Annotated in this window: 16 protein-coding genes; 9 read left to right on the top strand and 7 right to left on the bottom strand. The window is 63.3% G+C overall.

Going from position 1 to position 14169, the window contains the following annotated elements; all coding sequences use genetic code 11:
* Positions 1 to 37: 37 nt before the first annotated feature.
* Both GUY30_RS13690 and GUY30_RS13685 read left to right on the top strand, forming a co-directional pair.
* The gene (locus GUY30_RS13690) at positions 38 to 262 is read left to right on the top strand and encodes a DUF2795 domain-containing protein (RefSeq protein WP_152347459.1); all 225 of its coding nucleotides are present in this window, start codon (positions 38 to 40) and stop codon (positions 260 to 262) included.
* Between the two features lie 60 nt (positions 263 to 322).
* Positions 323 to 706 carry a DUF2267 domain-containing protein gene (locus GUY30_RS13685; protein WP_167198647.1) on the top strand — a complete coding sequence of 128 codons (384 nt, stop codon included), beginning with the start codon at positions 323 to 325 and terminating at the stop codon, positions 704 to 706.
* 15 nt (positions 707 to 721) lie between these two features.
* Here the strand turns inward: GUY30_RS13685 and GUY30_RS13680 are convergent, their stop codons facing one another.
* The 4 genes from GUY30_RS13680 to GUY30_RS13665 form a co-directional block, all read right to left on the bottom strand.
* Positions 722 to 2752: an FAD-dependent monooxygenase gene (locus tag GUY30_RS13680; RefSeq protein WP_167198644.1), complete on the bottom strand. Its 2031-nt coding sequence runs from the start codon at positions 2750 to 2752 to the stop codon at positions 722 to 724.
* Between the two features lie 32 nt (positions 2753 to 2784).
* A complete protein-coding gene (locus GUY30_RS13675; protein WP_167198641.1) occupies positions 2785 to 3384 on the bottom strand; it encodes a hypothetical protein in 600 nt (199 codons plus the stop codon).
* Between the two features lie 112 nt (positions 3385 to 3496).
* Complete coding sequence (locus tag GUY30_RS13670) at positions 3497 to 4543, bottom strand: hypothetical protein (RefSeq protein ID WP_167198638.1); 1047 nt, start codon at positions 4541 to 4543, stop codon at positions 3497 to 3499.
* 307 nt (positions 4544 to 4850) lie between these two features.
* Entirely contained in the window at positions 4851 to 5540 is a 690-nt protein-coding gene (locus tag GUY30_RS13665; RefSeq protein WP_167198636.1) for a TetR/AcrR family transcriptional regulator, read from the bottom strand.
* Between the two features lie 89 nt (positions 5541 to 5629).
* On the opposite strand from GUY30_RS13665, the gene GUY30_RS13660 reads away from it, so the two are divergent.
* Positions 5630 to 6817, top strand: coding sequence for an FAD-dependent monooxygenase (locus GUY30_RS13660; protein WP_208091422.1), 1188 nt, complete (start codon positions 5630 to 5632; stop codon positions 6815 to 6817).
* Positions 6818 to 6936: 119 nt separating this feature from the next.
* Here GUY30_RS13660 and GUY30_RS13655 read toward each other — a convergent pair whose 3' ends face one another.
* The gene (locus tag GUY30_RS13655; protein ID WP_167198633.1) at positions 6937 to 7605 is read right to left on the bottom strand and encodes a PadR family transcriptional regulator; all 669 of its coding nucleotides are present in this window, start codon (positions 7603 to 7605) and stop codon (positions 6937 to 6939) included.
* An 87-nt stretch (positions 7606 to 7692) separates the two neighbouring features.
* Between GUY30_RS13655 and GUY30_RS13650 the strand changes: the two genes are divergently transcribed.
* Positions 7693 to 7872, top strand: a complete 180-nt coding sequence (locus GUY30_RS13650) for a hypothetical protein (protein ID WP_167198630.1) — start codon at positions 7693 to 7695, stop codon at positions 7870 to 7872.
* Between the two features lie 53 nt (positions 7873 to 7925).
* Positions 7926 to 8558: a hypothetical protein gene (locus GUY30_RS13645; protein WP_208091421.1), complete on the top strand. Its 633-nt coding sequence runs from the start codon at positions 7926 to 7928 to the stop codon at positions 8556 to 8558.
* Positions 8559 to 8576: 18 nt separating this feature from the next.
* Here GUY30_RS13645 and GUY30_RS13640 read toward each other — a convergent pair whose 3' ends face one another.
* Positions 8577 to 9677 (bottom strand): amidohydrolase family protein, encoded by a 1101-nt coding sequence (locus tag GUY30_RS13640; RefSeq protein ID WP_167198624.1) that lies wholly within the window; start codon positions 9675 to 9677, stop codon positions 8577 to 8579.
* 140 nt (positions 9678 to 9817) lie between these two features.
* Here GUY30_RS13640 and GUY30_RS13635 point away from each other — a divergent pair, with 140 nt between their 5' ends.
* Both GUY30_RS13635 and GUY30_RS13630 read left to right on the top strand, forming a co-directional pair.
* Positions 9818 to 11014, top strand: a complete 1197-nt coding sequence (locus GUY30_RS13635) for a glycosyltransferase family 4 protein (RefSeq protein ID WP_167198621.1) — start codon at positions 9818 to 9820, stop codon at positions 11012 to 11014.
* The gene (locus GUY30_RS13630) at positions 10999 to 11631 is read left to right on the top strand and encodes a DedA family protein (RefSeq protein WP_167198618.1); all 633 of its coding nucleotides are present in this window, start codon (positions 10999 to 11001) and stop codon (positions 11629 to 11631) included. Before GUY30_RS13635 ends, GUY30_RS13630 begins: the two co-directional genes overlap by 16 nt.
* Before the next feature lie 79 nt (positions 11632 to 11710).
* On the opposite strand, the gene GUY30_RS13625 is transcribed toward GUY30_RS13630, so the two are convergent.
* The gene (locus tag GUY30_RS13625; protein WP_167198615.1) at positions 11711 to 12310 is read right to left on the bottom strand and encodes a TetR/AcrR family transcriptional regulator; all 600 of its coding nucleotides are present in this window, start codon (positions 12308 to 12310) and stop codon (positions 11711 to 11713) included.
* Positions 12311 to 12414: 104 nt separating this feature from the next.
* Here GUY30_RS13625 and GUY30_RS13620 point away from each other — a divergent pair, with 104 nt between their 5' ends.
* Both GUY30_RS13620 and GUY30_RS13615 read left to right on the top strand, forming a co-directional pair.
* The gene (locus tag GUY30_RS13620) at positions 12415 to 13326 is read left to right on the top strand and encodes an ABC transporter ATP-binding protein (protein WP_167198612.1); all 912 of its coding nucleotides are present in this window, start codon (positions 12415 to 12417) and stop codon (positions 13324 to 13326) included.
* A complete protein-coding gene (locus tag GUY30_RS13615; RefSeq protein WP_167198609.1) occupies positions 13323 to 14144 on the top strand; it encodes an ABC transporter permease subunit in 822 nt (273 codons plus the stop codon). The genes GUY30_RS13620 and GUY30_RS13615 overlap by 4 nt, the downstream gene beginning before the upstream one ends.
* Positions 14145 to 14169 lie beyond the last annotated feature (25 nt).

Here is a 14169-nt window from a genome sequence, read left to right as displayed (position 1 = left end):
AACACAGATACGAATCACAGATGAAGGAGAACCACCGATGACCACACGTGACGAACTCCGTGCCGAGAAGGCCCTGCAGGGGATGGAATTCCCAGCCTCGAAGACCGAGCTCATCGACTATGCGACCGAACGCTCGGCCACTGCGAAGACACTTCAGGCTCTGCGAGCTCTGCCGGATCGACAGTTCGAAAACAAAGACGATGTCGTCGAAGCAGTCCCGCAGGAGCCCGAAGGCGACGCACCCGGAGGTGTCCACCGATGAGATCGGCCAGCGCACTGACGACGTGACAAAAGACTGCGAACCGGAAGAAGGTGTTTGAACATGCGCAGTGATGAGTTCCTCAAAAACGTCACCGAAACTGGCGGACCCGGCGATCCTGAAAGCGCTGCCGTCGTGACTCGGACGGTATTGGATAACCTCGGCAAACAGCTCAAAGGAGGAGAGGCGGCGGAGCTGGGCGCCCAGCTTCCTGCCGAACTGCAGGAGCCGCTCCAACGGCACGGCTCGGAAGCGCCGCTGACCGACGACGTCGACGATTTCCTTCGTCGTCTGGCTGATCAGCTGGGCGAGGGGATCGATCCTGATACCGCCCGTGCCTACGCGCGTGCGGTAATTTCGACGCTTGACGCCGCAGTCTCCGAGGGCGAGGTCGACGATCTCCGCTCACAGCTGCCCGCAGGCTTCGCACCGCTGTTCGAAGGCTGATCTCTGCTTAGCCCCTCATTCTGGTGTAGGTGCGGCGCAGTCAACTGCGGCCGAGTTCCTCCACGAGTTCAGGTTCCCCGTTCCACGCGAGCGCTTTGTGGAAGTCAGCCGCGTCGAGGTGGGTGTACGAGCATCCGAAGCGTCGCAAAGGATGCCCGTGAAGAAGCTCTTGAGTCGATCGACCCCGTCCAGCGGGAGCACCTCGGCGACGTACTGGTCGGGGCGGACGACAACTATCGCTCCGTCTCTGCGATTGACACGGCGCTGGTCGAAGATGTCCGGAGCCTTCCCGCGGCCCGTGCAGAAGACCTTCTCGTAGTCGATCAGTCCGTACCTGCCCTTGCGAGGCCGCAGGAGCGGCGGCAGCTGCGTGATGTCGAGATCGCGATGGTCGGCCTGGAACACCGCTCGTACGTCGATGCTCGAATCCGGGTCGGCGGCGGCTGGGGTAGCGCGGACAACCGGTGAGTCTGACGATTCGGCCAGGAACTCGCAGAGGCGAGATGCGGCCGAGTCAGAAGAGCGAGGATCTATGGAGTCGGCGAAGAGGTAGATTCTCCACCGTCCGTCGGCTTCGGCCTGGTGCCCGATCTCCACGGGTCTGGCGTCGGCGAGTCTGATCACTGGTGCCGAGTGGAACCGTTCGCCGACAGGGAATCCCTTAGCGAGATCCTCATGGTCACCGGTGCCGGTGATCATATTGGGTGGGTAGTCAGTAGCGAATCCCGAGGTGAATCTCGCGCTCTCGGTGTAGAGCTGTTGCCGTTCGGCCGAACTCATCCCAGGGACGGAGGAATCCTCCGTCCCTGATGGTCGGGAAGCCATGGCCGCTGACCACTTCAGATCGAAGTCGATGAGGGACTGAGCGACCTCCCGTCGCTCCTGATCGTACGTCCGCAGCAGCCGTGCAGGACTGCGACCCTGAAGCACTGCGGCGAGTTTCCATCCGAGGTTAAAGCTGTCCTGGATGGACACATTCATACCCTGCCCGGCCTTCGCACTGTGGGTATGACAGGCGTCGCCTGCGATGAAGACTCGTGGAGTGCGCGCCCCCCGTTCCTCGTCAGGCACATCGTCGAACCGCTCCGCGATCCTTTGGCCGACCTCGTAGACGGACCACCATGCGATCTCCTTGACGTCGAACCGGTACGGACGGAAGATCCGCTGCGCTGCTTCTATGATGGCATCGATGGTGAACCGGCTCCGCGCCTGAGGATCGAACGGATCGAGCTCCCCGAGATCGACATAGAGTCGGATGAGGTAACCGCCTTCACGGGGGATGAGCAGGGCGTTTCCGTCTGCCGCGGATTGGATGACGGACTTGCGACGGACATCAGGAAAGTCGGTGACGGCGAGAACGTCCATCACGCCCCACGCGTGGTTCGCCTCGTCACCGGTCATGCCGATGCCGAGTGCTCTTCGCACCGCAGTTCGCGCGCCATCGCAACCGACGACATACTTCGCACGCACTGACACTGGCGCCGAGGCGTCGTCACCGGTGCGGCGTACTGTGACGGTGACGGGATGACTGCCGGAATCGGCGATGGTGATATCTGCGGCCTCGATTCCGTACTCCGGCTCCAATCGAGACGGAGAGTTCGCCATGTGCTCGAGGAGGTAGTCCTGCACGCGAGCCTGATTGAGCACGACATGGGGGAACTCGGTCATCCCCTCGGGAACGTCATCCACCAGGCCGGTGCGTACGATCCGGGCCGGACCGTCGCCGTCTGGGCCCCAGAAAGCTGTCTCGTTGATCCCATAGGCTTCGCGAACGAGCCCGTCGGCGAGGCCGAATGCGTTGAACGTCTCGACCGTCCGACACATGATGCCGTCGGCGTGCCCCAGTTCCAGAGGCCTTTCGCGACGTTCGACGATGCGCACGGAGATGTCCGGAAAGGCCGCCAGCTGCGCGGCGAGGACGAGACCGGCCGGACCGGTTCCCACGATGAGGACGTCGGCCTCGGTGGTCAATTCGTTTGGGCGAATGTCGACTGCAGGGTGGATGTCCGGATCGCCGGGTCGGAACCCGTTGAGATGGAACTGCATTGTTCTCCTATTGCGTCGGGCGCCTCACCGACTCAGTCGTTGAGTCCGCACCCGCCGTCGTCGTCGGAGGTCAGGCCCAAGTCCTTGACTTTGTCATCCTCTCCGATCGCAAATATGTAATGTGCTTTCGAGTTTCCCGGGGCAGGGGCGGTGTAGATGGGAACCGGCCCGGTCTTGTCGACCGTATAGCGGTCATAGGCATTCTCGATCTGCTCGGTCGTCGAACCTTTGTCGTTGTTCACCGACCCCATCGTGATGCCCTCTGGAGTATTCAGGCTCTGCGTGCCCGGAATGTTCACCACCCCGCGATCGGGGGAGATCACCACACCAGAGCCGGGATTCTGTTCGCCCTCGGACTTCTTGAGGTTGTACCAGGTGCAGTCCCCGATCTGTTGCCGATCGGTGATGAGATCCGTGGCGAGCGCTTCCTCTTCGGACTGCCCGAGTTCGAGGGACTTGTAACCGTCCGGACCGAGCGTGGATTCATTGTCGGCCGAGGTTCCGTCTTCCGAGGGAGCGGCGGTATCGGCATGGGCCTGCATCGGCGCGAAGACGAGTGCAGCGGCTCCGAGACCTGCCAGCAGAGTTCCGCTCATTGCCGTCAGCGGCGAACTGTTCTTGTCGTTGTGCATGATTCCTCCATCATCTGTGCTGGTGTGTGGGCCTGCCGGGCACCATCTAAGCAGACTTCGGTCGGATCGAATTCTGCAAGACGCTGCCCGGCAGATCTGTGCGCTGGACTCTTCAGCAGCCGGACCAGACCACTGCGTGCCAGTTTCCTGCGGCATCTTGACTGCTTCCCGCGACCTGGCCCGAATCCGTGATCGATTCGGCCTTCGACTCACCGCCGGCGAGACGCGGGAGTTCGGTGAGGTCGCCATCGTCGACGACCGCTGCGTGGCCATCATCGGTGGTCGCTGCGACAACACCCGACTCGTTGATGTCATTGGCTTCGGCGAGTGAATCCGGCAGTTCGGTCACGGTGTTCTCAGCGAGATTCCACATGACGTCGGCGCTGGCGTCGGGGCTGGGACCCGATGTCCCGACGGCGAAATCACCACTGACGCTCGCGGCGACGCCGTGTTCGGCATCGTCGAGCCCGGGCAGCTCATCGAACTCGCCATCGGAATGCCAGAGTGCCGGAACGGTTTCCCCGTCCTTGCCGTCGGCGCTGCCGCTGGTTCTGCCGTTGTCGCCGATGCTCACTGCTCGAGCATCTCCATGAGGCGACGACAGCCTGCGTGGCTCGTCTTCAGAGTCGAGACGCCACAGCAGTGCGCTGCCGTCCGATCCGTGTCCGACGCTGTCTCCGGCGGCATTGATGTCGGCGACTGCGGCGGTCTCGCCTGCAGGGGCTTCAAGGGTGCGGATCTCACCGTCGTAGTAGAGATATGACGTGCGATCACTCGCTCGTTCCTCGCCGCCCGTGCCGACGACGATGTGGTCGTCGTTGACCCCTGTCGGTGAGAAGTCCTCGACGTCGGGCAGTTCGTCGTCCGTTTCTCCGAGGGACCACAGTGCAGCTTGAGCGCTTCCATCGTCATGCGTATATCCGATATGGAGGTCGCCGTCAGAGGAGCCATCGGTCGCTTCGGAACTCGTCGTCCCGTCGGGTTCTTCGAGCTTCTTGACTGAGCACTTGGAGTTCTCGGACTGCCCGGAAGCTGCTGCAGCGGAACCGCTGAAAGCTCCGACGGATAGTCCAATAGCAGACCCGCACAATGCGCCGACGGCCAGAAGCGACGTCGCTCGTGCCGTGTTGGAACTCTTCCCGTGTTCTCTGACCTGCATGACCATTCCCTTCTTTGAATGCGTACGTGTATTCCTCAGTTGGTCGGACCGCGACGCATGCGACTCTGTGTGCTGTTCCGTCGTCTACCTCGTCGCGGACCGACTGCATGTTGTCATGCAGTTGCATTGTATTAGGCCGCGGCGACCCGTGGCAATGCGTTTGCATGGAAAAGTTGGCTATCGATTCGAGTTCGGCGTGGCACTCGCTGTCTCGCCATACCTGCCCCATAGGGGGAGCCTTGAGACGTAGTTTCAGGGGGCCGTTCGCCAGTACTCGGCATGAGCCGAGCGTGCGGTTGATCTGAGTTCATCGGCTTTCGATGAGTGCAGCGACCCCGGCCAATATCCGTTGCAGGCCGTAGTCATAGGCCTGGTCGGCGGTGTCGGCCGTCGCGGTTCCGGAGTAGGCCTCCATGCTGAGTGGAAACTCCTCCCTATGTTCGCGCAGGAGGGCGGTCAGCCGGGCTCCGCTGGCTCGTTCCGTGGCCGTCGTGTGAACGCCGTTTTGTTCGACGATGCCTCGTACATGTGAGCCTACGAGGACCAAGGTGTCGAGTCGCTCTGAGGCGGAAAGGGGCGCATCGCTCAGTGCATCCAGGCCTGCTTCGGTCCACCCGAGCTCGCCCGGCCCTATGGGGCGCGGGCCGACCAGTGCCGAGGACAGCCACCGGTGGCGCGAGAGGGCGGTTTCCATCGCATCGGCCCAGTTGCGCAGCCCCTCATGCCAGGGCCCAGCGACGGCGGGGGCGGGGCCCAAGCCGACTTCGATCATTAGGCCAATCAGTTCAGACCGGCCCGGTATATGTCGATAGAGTGCCATTTTGGTCACCTCGACCTCGACGGCGATCCGTTGCATGGAAGCTGCATCGATACCTTCGCTGTCGGCGATCTTGATTGCGGCTTCGACGATTCGACCCCGGTTGACCTGTGGTTTTGGCCCCCGTCTTGAGGTTTTCGGATCCGACCATAGGAACTCGAGCAACGTGTCCTTGGGCATTCGCGGCCTTTCAATCATTGTCACTGTGTCTGATGGACACTAATATGTGTCCGCCAGACACAGTTTATAAGGTCAGAAAGGTCGTATTCGTGAAAATTCTGATATCAGGGGCAGGAATTGCAGGGACTTCCGCGGCGTATTGGCTGGCGCGCCAAGGTCACGAAGTGCAAGTAGTGGAGAAAGCCTCAACGCTTCGGGTCGGCGGACAGGCAGTTGACTTCAAAGGCCAGACCCATCGAATGGTGCTCGATCAGATGGGTGTGTGGGAAGACATCTGCAGAATGCGCACATCGCCAGTCGATCAGAGAATCGTTGGCCCGGATGGTCGGTTGCGGGCGATCATTCCGCACGAATTCACCGGAGGCGATGTGGAGATTCTGCGCGGCGACCTCGCGCGGCTCTTGTTCGAGCGCAGCGCTTCGAGAGCGGCATATGTATTCGATGACTGTCTCGAGTCATTGAAAACGGTTGACGATCGGATCGAGGCGGTCTTTCGCAGCGGACGGCAGGGCAGCTTCGATTTGGTGGTGGGCGCCGACGGAATGCATTCGAGCGTCCGGCAGCTTGCGTTCGGTCCCGACGAAAGGAACGTTCAGCATCTGGGTTACCACTATGCAGTTGTCGGAGGCGAATCTGCCGATCGGGTCGCTGCCGGTGAGCGAGCGGGGGAGGGGCGGGCCTGGGGTTACTGGTACAACGAGCCGGGACTCTTGGCCGCCACCGGCGGCCCGAAGGCCCCGGAGTTGTATGTGTTCGCTGATGCGCGGCGCCTCGATGACCGCTATGACTCGGAGCGGCAGAAGCGATATGTAGCTGACGCTTTCGCTTCCATGCGGTGGCGCATACCGGAGATGCTTGCCCGACTGGAGGGTGCTCAGGAATTCTACTTAGACGAAATCAGCCGGGTCCGCTTGGACAGCTACCGCACTCATAGAGTTGTCCTTGTCGGTGACGCGGCATATGGCAATACGCTTGGCGGTTTTGGGACCGGGCTGGCTGTGGTGGGGGCGTTTGTGTTGGCTGGCGCATTGTCTGAACCCGGTCGGGCTCCCGACGCCGCATTGGCTCGATATGAAACGATCATGCACAAGTGTGCCCGGGTGGCCAGGTCAGGCAACGCGGGACGTTTCCTTGCCCCGCCCAGCGGATTCGGGATAGGCTTGCGCGACTTTACCTTCAAGAATCGTCTTCTGCTCGACTTATTGATGAAGGTGACAGACATGTTCGCGACTTCCCGCCGGCTTCCTTCGTATCCGTGGCTGACTCAGTCGTCATGAGGGCGAATGCCGCCGGAAGTGGACGCCTCGGAGCGCCGGCGAAGGGGTGCATCCACTGAGCTTCGCGGGCTTACGACCGCATTCAGGTGCTGCCAATTCCGACTGTGCAGACGATTCACTCACTCTTTCGGAAGATGAGTTGCGGTGGAGAGTGCCAGCAGGTCCTCGCGTTCCCAGGTGAGCTGCTTCGAATCGAGTCGTGCGATGACTCGATCGAGCCAGTCGATCTCTACCTGGGTCGTGGTCAGGCGAAAGTCGACCTCCAGGGTCAGGACCTCGGGAAGGAATTTTCCTTGGGTCAGTTCTTCCTTCAGGTGCGCGGACGCGTCATGGAGATCTGCTCGGCGCGCGGCGAGTAGGTCGATCGCCTCGGTGGGCAGAAGCAGTCCGAGCAATGATACGGCCGCCGTGAAGCGCGGATACTCCGTTCGGGGGCGGCTGATCTCGGTGCGCAGCCAATCATAGAAGAGCGCGCGACCGGTATCCGTGATGCGGTAGACGATCCTGCGCCCGGTCTTGCCGTCCGCCGTCTCGACGTGTCCTTCGCGATGCAGGCGATTGAGCACCTGCTGGACGCTGTTTCGTCGTTCGATGTTGACGAGGTGGTCCAGGCGCCGCTCGAGCATGAGCTTGTGCATGCCGTAGACGTGCATCGGATGCTCTTCGAGGAGTGCAAGGATCAGGGCTGCCAATGCAGGTTGGTTCTTCGTTTGGGACTCGGTTGGAGCGGTCTTTCTCTTCGCGTATTCCGTGGTTTCGGTCTCTGCTTCATCATTCCGTTTCGCCATAGTAGACATTTTATGTCGAGCGTATGTATATTGGCGAACGACATAATATGTCTATTCCCGCTTGGCGGGACGAAATGGAGTAAGAGAATGAGTGAAGACCAGGCGAACCAGATGACAGAGGCTCGGTCGGCAGAGCTTCAGCAGCAATGGCACGGATGGGGCTCTCCAGTTGGCATTGGCGTGGGGCTGTTCTGCCTCGGCGCAGGCGCCGGGGCGGTGCTGATCGGAATTGCGGCGATCGCGTCCATGGGGGCGATGTTCACATGACCAGCACTGAGCACGTGACCAGAAGTGACAGAGGCGCGCCGCGAGCAGCCGGCGTGCTCATACTCGCCGGCGTCGTTCTGTATATTCTGCCGTCGGTCCTGCATGGGAACCCTCCGATCGACGATGCCGCGGCCACATTGGAATACGTCTCCGACGCGTCCGGCTGGAGGGCTGCGCACTTGGTCAACATCCTCGCCGTTGTCCTCTGGGTGATCGCTCTGGCGTTTCTGCGGACCTTGCCCGGCCTGCCGGGGCCGCTTTCGCGGGCGACGGGATCGGTCTGGGCGGTTGCCGCCGGGGTCTTCGGTGTGTATTTCGGCATTCATGCCATCGGGCTCTCGACCGCGGCAGATCAGTACCTGTCGGGAGCGGTCGATCGGGCCGCGGTGGTTGAGCGGACTGAGGCCCTTCTGCTGGTGCTCGGCAGCACAGCGTTCGTGGCCCAGGCACTGCTGGGACTCGCGGTGGCGCTCACCGGCCTGCTGTTGGCCCGAGCGGAGACCGGCGGCCGAGTGTTCGGCATCATCGGCGCCGTCATCGGACTCGGCTGGATCGTCGGTGCCGTAGCGATCAATTTTGCCGTGATCGTGCCATTCACGGTCCTTGCCTGGGCCTGGCTGACCGTACTCGGAGTCTGCCTGTGCATGAATCGGCTGCCCTTTCGCGCTGGACTCCCGGCGCGCTGAGGTGAACGAGCCGCCGGGTCAGAGTGTTGCCGCACTGACCTCGCCGCCGATCACGGCCAGCTCGGGCGAGCGCAGCATCTCCAGGTCATCTCTGGGGTCATGGGCGAACCAGATCAGATCCGCGCGATCGCCATGACGCAGGCGGGGCAGGTCTAGGACCTCCCGGGAAGTCCAGCTGGCGGCGCCCACGGCGTCATGGGCGCTGAGCCCGGCGCAATGCAGCCAGGCCACCTCGTCGACGAGTGCGCCCACCGGAAGATCGGTGCCTGCGAGCACAGGGATTCCCCGATCACGGGCCCCGATCACCATGCCTGGATGGTTCTCGAGTCCCTCTGCGAACCATGTGCGGAGATCGGTCGGCTGCGAACGGTCGAGCATCGAGTGCTTCAGCTGCTCGAAGACGAATCCGGTGGGTACGAGGAATCCGCCGTGAGTGGCCAGGTCGTCGAGCGCGGAGGGAGGGAGATGCATGCCGTGCTCAATCGAATCGACTCCGGCCGCTGCCGCCCGGGCTCCGGCCACGCTGCTCTGGGTATGCACAGCAATACGAGCGCCGATGCCGTGCACTGTGGAGACCGTCGCTTCGATGGCGTGGGCCGAGAACGAAGGCCCGTAGCCTCCGTCGGGGTCGAACCAATCGGCGATGATCTTGCTCCACCCGCATCGGGCCTCTTCGGCACATGCCTGGGCGAGGAGTCGATCGGGCACACGGCGGCCCCAACCCGAGATGAAGCGGTCGAACGCCGCGACCGGAACTCCCGCGGTGAGCAGCTGGGGTTCGCCCGGGAGTGAAAGCATGTGAGCGGGCAGCCGCTCTGGGGAGCCGAGAATCCTGGCTGCGCCGACTCCCGAGTGGGCGAGCTGTCTCATGTCATTTCGGAGCACCGAGAAATCCAGGGGGCCGCCGATCTCTGCGATGCCCAGGTGAACATGCGCATCGACGAGTGCTGGAAGGATCCACCCTCCGGGGGCGATCGTCTCCGAGCCGTCGACTGGCTCGCGGGAGATCCGCCCCTCGGCGATCCAGATGTCGCGCACCTTGCCTTCGGGCAGAATTCGTCCCCGCAGATGCAGGGGCCGTGATGTGGGGGTCGGGGGAGCTTTGGTGTGAGTGGTCATCATCGTCCTCGATGTCATCGTCTCGGATTTTTATAATGCTACCGCATTGCGACATTGGGCGAGGTCAATTAAAATGCAGTTGCATTAAAAAAATTTCGATCCCACATCACAAGCCTCAACGTTGAAGCGAAAGTATCCGTATGTATCGTTCATCCCCCGTGCCCGACATCCCCGTCGACGACCAGCCGGACCGGCAACTCCGGGTACTGGTAGTCGCAGAGTCCTTCCTGCCCCAGGTCAACGGCGTGACCGGTTCGGTCTGCCGGACCCTTGACCACCTTCGGCTGCGCGGACACAGCGCGGCCGTGGTCGCCCCGACCGGCCCCGACGAGTACGCTGGTGCTCCGGTGATCACGACGGGGCGAGTTCCGCTCATCGGCTACTCGGGGTTCCGCCTCGGCGTCACCCCGGCGTGGGATCTGTCGCGACTGATGCGTCTGTTCCAGCCCGATGTCGTGCACCTGGCGTCTCCCTTCGTTCTCGGTGCCACGGCTGCGCGGACAGCGTATCGACTCGGCATTCCCGCCGTGGCCATTTACCAGACCGATGTCGCAGGCTTCGCCGACCGCTATGGCATGAACCGCTGGCGGCCAGCCCTCGAGCACCGCCTCCGACGCATTCATCATCTGGCCGACCGGACGTTGGCACCCTCGCACATCAGCCGCCGGCAATTGGAGGAGTTGGGTGTGCGACGCGTCCACTACTGGCCGCGGGGAGTCGACCTCGAGCTGTTCTCCCCCGAGAAGCGATCGGAGTCCCGACGACGCGAATCGGCGCCCGGGGGAGAGGTTGTCGTCGGCTACGTCGGCAGGCTCTCGCCCGAGAAATCGCTAGAACGCCTGCAGGGTCTTCAGGATCTGCCTGGGATCCGATTGGTGCTCGTCGGCGAGGGGCCCAGCGAGCCCGGACTCCGGGCGCTCCTGCCAGACGCCGTTTTCCTGGGCCCGCGATCGGGTGAGGACCTCGCCGAGGTCGTCGCCTCGTTCGATCTGTTCGTCCACACGGGGACAGAGGAGACATTCTGCCAGTCGGCGCAGGAGGCGCTCGCCTCAGGCGTTCCTGTCATCGGACCAGAGGCTGGCGGACTGCTCGAGCGCGTCGACCACGGGCGCAACGGACTGCTCTATTCGACCGAGGGCTCCGACTCCCTTTTCCGAGCCGTGCACGAGCTCGCTGCGGACCCCGAACGGAGACGGCGGATGGGTCGGCATGCTCGCGCCGGGTTGGAGGGGCAGTCGTGGCAGGCTGTGGGTGACCGGCTGCTCGGCCACTACCGGGCGGTCGCGTCCGCGCATTCCGTTCCGACCCGAGAGGGGCGTGCATGGATGCATTCCTGAATCTGCTGGAGCAGACCGTCGCCTCTCCGTGGCTCTACGGGCTCGTCGCGCTGGTGGTCGCTCTCGATTCGACCGTTCCGGCGATACCGGCAGAGACGCTGGTCATCACTGCCGGTGCCTATGCCGCTCAAGGCGAACCGGACGTCGCTCTGCTCGTAGCCGCGGCCGCGATCGGGGCGGTGTTCGGCGATCATCTCACTCACCAGCTCGGGAGGAGCACCGGGCGGCTGTCTCGGCTGCTGCGGCTCCGCGGCTGGGGCGGCAGCGTGTATCGCTGGGCAGGGAAGGGGCTGCACGAGCGCGGAGGAATGCTCATTATCGGTGCGAGATTCATCCCGGGCGGACGGACGGCGACGACTTTTGCTTCGGGGGCAGTTCGCTATCCCCGCGCGCGGTTCGCGCTGTTCTCGAGCATCGCCGGGCTGGCCTGGGCTGTGTACAGTTCAGGAATCGGCTATGCCGGGGGAGTGGTGTTCCATGAACAGCCGCTTATCGGGGTCGCCGTCGGGGTCGGTCTGGCCGTCGTCCTCGGTGCTGTGGTCGAACTCGTACGGAAGCTTCGCGTCCGGCGCGACACGAGCAATGCGCCCGCAGAAGAACTAAACTCGATCCGTTGACGTCGCTCACGGGGATTCGGCAGTCGGCCCCGGCGGAGGCAGGGGAGCCGGTCTCCGGACTGTGGGCCTGCCTTCCGTGTCAGTCGGTGAACAGCTGCTCAAGCCGGTGGTCAACCGCCTCGATCGCCAATTTCGCGGTGTGCTGACCGACAAGCAGGTGGGAGGCGAGGCCGTCAGCCAATGCGATCAGGCTCGCCGCCTCGATCCCGGTATTGAGGGCCGTCGGTACCTGACCGGCCTCCTGAGCGGTTCTCAGCTGAGCGCTGACGAATCTGTGCAGACCGTTCCACGCCTCCCGGATGAACTCCCCGAGCTGGTCGTCGACGGCTGCGCGTGAGACGAAGGCCAGCCATACGGCACTGCCGATACGCTGCTCTTCGGTAAGGGGCATGGTCTGCTGCATGATGGCGCGGATGATCGTCCGCGGCGCATCCGGGTCGTTCGACTGCTCCATCAGTGATTCGGCGCCCGATGTCGCCTGTTCGACGAACTGCGTGCAGGCGAAGTAGATCATCTCTTCCTTGTTCGTGAAGTAGTGCTGGACCGTTCCCATCGAAACCCCCGCCTCGCCGGCGACTGATCGGAGGGTCACGGCTTCGAAGCCGCGGAAGGCGACAATCGCCCATACGGCTTCTGCGATCTGCTTCCTGCGCTGTTCGTGATCGACGATCTTGGGCACCGGAACACCACCTCCATATCTTCATCATGCGAATGCATTTAAAAACGCGCGTTTCTGCGTTACAGTGCAAGTGCATGATAACCGACTTAGGGAGAATGCGCCTAATGATTTCGGCCAGTGGACTGACGAAGCAGTACGGAGCGGTTCGGGCAGTCGACGATCTGTCCTTCGACGCGAAGCCCGGTGTGGTGACCGGGTTCCTCGGTCCCAACGGGGCAGGGAAGACGACCACGATGAGGATGATCCTGGGTCTCGACCGGCCGACAGCTGGACACGTCACGGTCAACGGCCGCCCCTATCGAGGCGCATCCGCTCCGATGCGCGAGGTCGGCGCACTCATCGATCCGACGGCACTGCAGACCGGCAGGACCGCACGCCAGCATCTTCGCTGGCTCGCCGAGGCCGGGGCAATGAGCGGGGCCAGGGTCGCCGAGGTGCTCGATGAGGTGGAACTCGGCCACGCCGCCGACAGGCGGATCTCGGGTTTCTCGCTGGGAATGTGCCAGCGGCTGGGTCTCGCGGCGGCGCTCCTCGGAGACCCTGCCACCCTCATTCTCGACGAGCCCGCCAATGGGCTCGACCCTGCCGGCATCCGATGGATGCGCGACCTCCTCAGGATGTTGGCGGCCGAGGGGCGAACGGTTTTCGTCTCGAGTCATCAGCTCGGCGAGATCCAGCAGACGGTCGACAGGGTCGTCGTCATCGACCGGGGACGACTCGTCGTCGCCGTCGACATCGACGACGTCGGAGCTGAGACCGAGCGGGTGACGGTCCGGACTCCGCAGAGCCAGGCACTGCTCGCGGTTCTTCGTGAACACGGCATCACTGTGGACGAGCCTTCGTCCGGTGCCGGGTCCCTCATCGTGATCGGCGTACCCGCCGCAACGATCGGAGACATCGCCGCGGAGCAGGGGATCCCGCTCCACGAGCTGTCGCGGCCAGAGGCGAGCCTGGAAAACGTGTTCCTGTCTCTGACGAAACGAGAAGACGTCGCTGACGGGGAAGGAAGATCATGAGTGCGACGAGTGTAAGGATTCGGCAGAGTGCGGCACCCGGGGTTCGGCTGCCGGCGGCGCTGCGGTCGGAGGCGGTGAAGTTCTTCTCGCTTCATCTCCCGCGCAGGCTGTGGTTGTCGGCAGTGGTCCTGGCGGCAGCCTGTGCCGCCCTCTTTCTGACGACGACAGGTGCCACACAGTCCGAATCCCTCGACGAACTTTCCCAGACGGACATCGCTGGAACCGCGGCGCTCGGCATCGATGCGGCAACGTTGGTCGCCATCGTCTTCGGGGCATGGACGGTGGGCGGTGAGTACGCATCGGGAATGATACGCACATCCTTGATCGTCACACCGAGTCGTGTCCGTCTCTTCTCGGCAAAGATCCTCTGGTGTGCTGCGGTGTCAGTGGGATGCGGCGCGGCGGCGGCGGCAGCGGTGTTCGCCGTGGCGCAGGCGCTTCTGTTGGGGTACGGGGTCGGCCCCTTGGACGTGAACGATCCGTACCTGCTTCGTGTGATCGTCGGCAGCGCAGTGATGGTGCCGTTCTACGCGACGGCGGCGGCCGCCTCGGCGTTCCTGTGCCGCAGCACCGGGGGAGCCGTGGTCATCGCCCTGTCGCTCATGTTTCTCCCGGCCCTGATCGGCGTCCTTCCCGGGGGGTGGCAACGTGTTCTGCTCCCGTTCTTACCAGGACCGGCGCTGCACAGCCTCTCCGGCACGGCGGGACCGGGTGACGCGGAATTCCTTGCCCCGGCCCTGGCCCTGTTCTCTCTGATCGTCTGGACAACGGTGTTCCTCGGTGGGGCGTCGGCGGTCTTCGGCAGGAGGGACGCATGAGACATTTCGATGATGTGAGGAGAAA

It is taken from the genome of Brevibacterium pigmentatum, from assembly GCF_011617465.1.
Classification (GTDB): domain Bacteria; phylum Actinomycetota; class Actinomycetes; order Actinomycetales; family Brevibacteriaceae; genus Brevibacterium; species Brevibacterium pigmentatum.
Note: the sequence above shows the minus strand (reverse complement) of the source record. Positions and strands in the feature narration are given on the sequence as shown.

Bases quoted from the DNA above. Each gene is read 5' to 3' on its own strand.
- GUY30_RS13685 (WP_167198647.1), top strand. From the start codon at position 323: ATGCGCAGTGATGAGTTCCTCAAAAACGTCACCGAAACTGGCGGACCC.
- GUY30_RS13655 (WP_167198633.1), bottom strand. From the start codon at position 7,605: ATGGCGAAACGGAATGATGAAGCAGAGACCGAAACCACGGAATACGCG.
- GUY30_RS13675 (WP_167198641.1), bottom strand. From the start codon at position 3,384: ATGCACAACGACAAGAACAGTTCGCCGCTGACGGCAATGAGCGGAACT.
- GUY30_RS13670 (WP_167198638.1), bottom strand. From the start codon at position 4,543: ATGCAGGTCAGAGAACACGGGAAGAGTTCCAACACGGCACGAGCGACG.
- GUY30_RS13630 (WP_167198618.1), top strand. From the start codon at position 10,999: ATGGATGCATTCCTGAATCTGCTGGAGCAGACCGTCGCCTCTCCGTGG.
- GUY30_RS13665 (WP_167198636.1), bottom strand. From the start codon at position 5,540: ATGCCCAAGGACACGTTGCTCGAGTTCCTATGGTCGGATCCGAAAACC.
- GUY30_RS13615 (WP_167198609.1), top strand. From the start codon at position 13,323: ATGAGTGCGACGAGTGTAAGGATTCGGCAGAGTGCGGCACCCGGGGTT.
- GUY30_RS13640 (WP_167198624.1), bottom strand. From the start codon at position 9,677: ATGACCACTCACACCAAAGCTCCCCCGACCCCCACATCACGGCCCCTG.
- GUY30_RS13650 (WP_167198630.1), top strand. From the start codon at position 7,693: ATGAGTGAAGACCAGGCGAACCAGATGACAGAGGCTCGGTCGGCAGAG.
- GUY30_RS13680 (WP_167198644.1), bottom strand. From the start codon at position 2,752: ATGCAGTTCCATCTCAACGGGTTCCGACCCGGCGATCCGGACATCCAC.
- GUY30_RS13635 (WP_167198621.1), top strand. From the start codon at position 9,818: ATGTATCGTTCATCCCCCGTGCCCGACATCCCCGTCGACGACCAGCCG.
- GUY30_RS13620 (WP_167198612.1), top strand. From the start codon at position 12,415: ATGATTTCGGCCAGTGGACTGACGAAGCAGTACGGAGCGGTTCGGGCA.
- GUY30_RS13690 (WP_152347459.1), top strand. From the start codon at position 38: ATGACCACACGTGACGAACTCCGTGCCGAGAAGGCCCTGCAGGGGATG.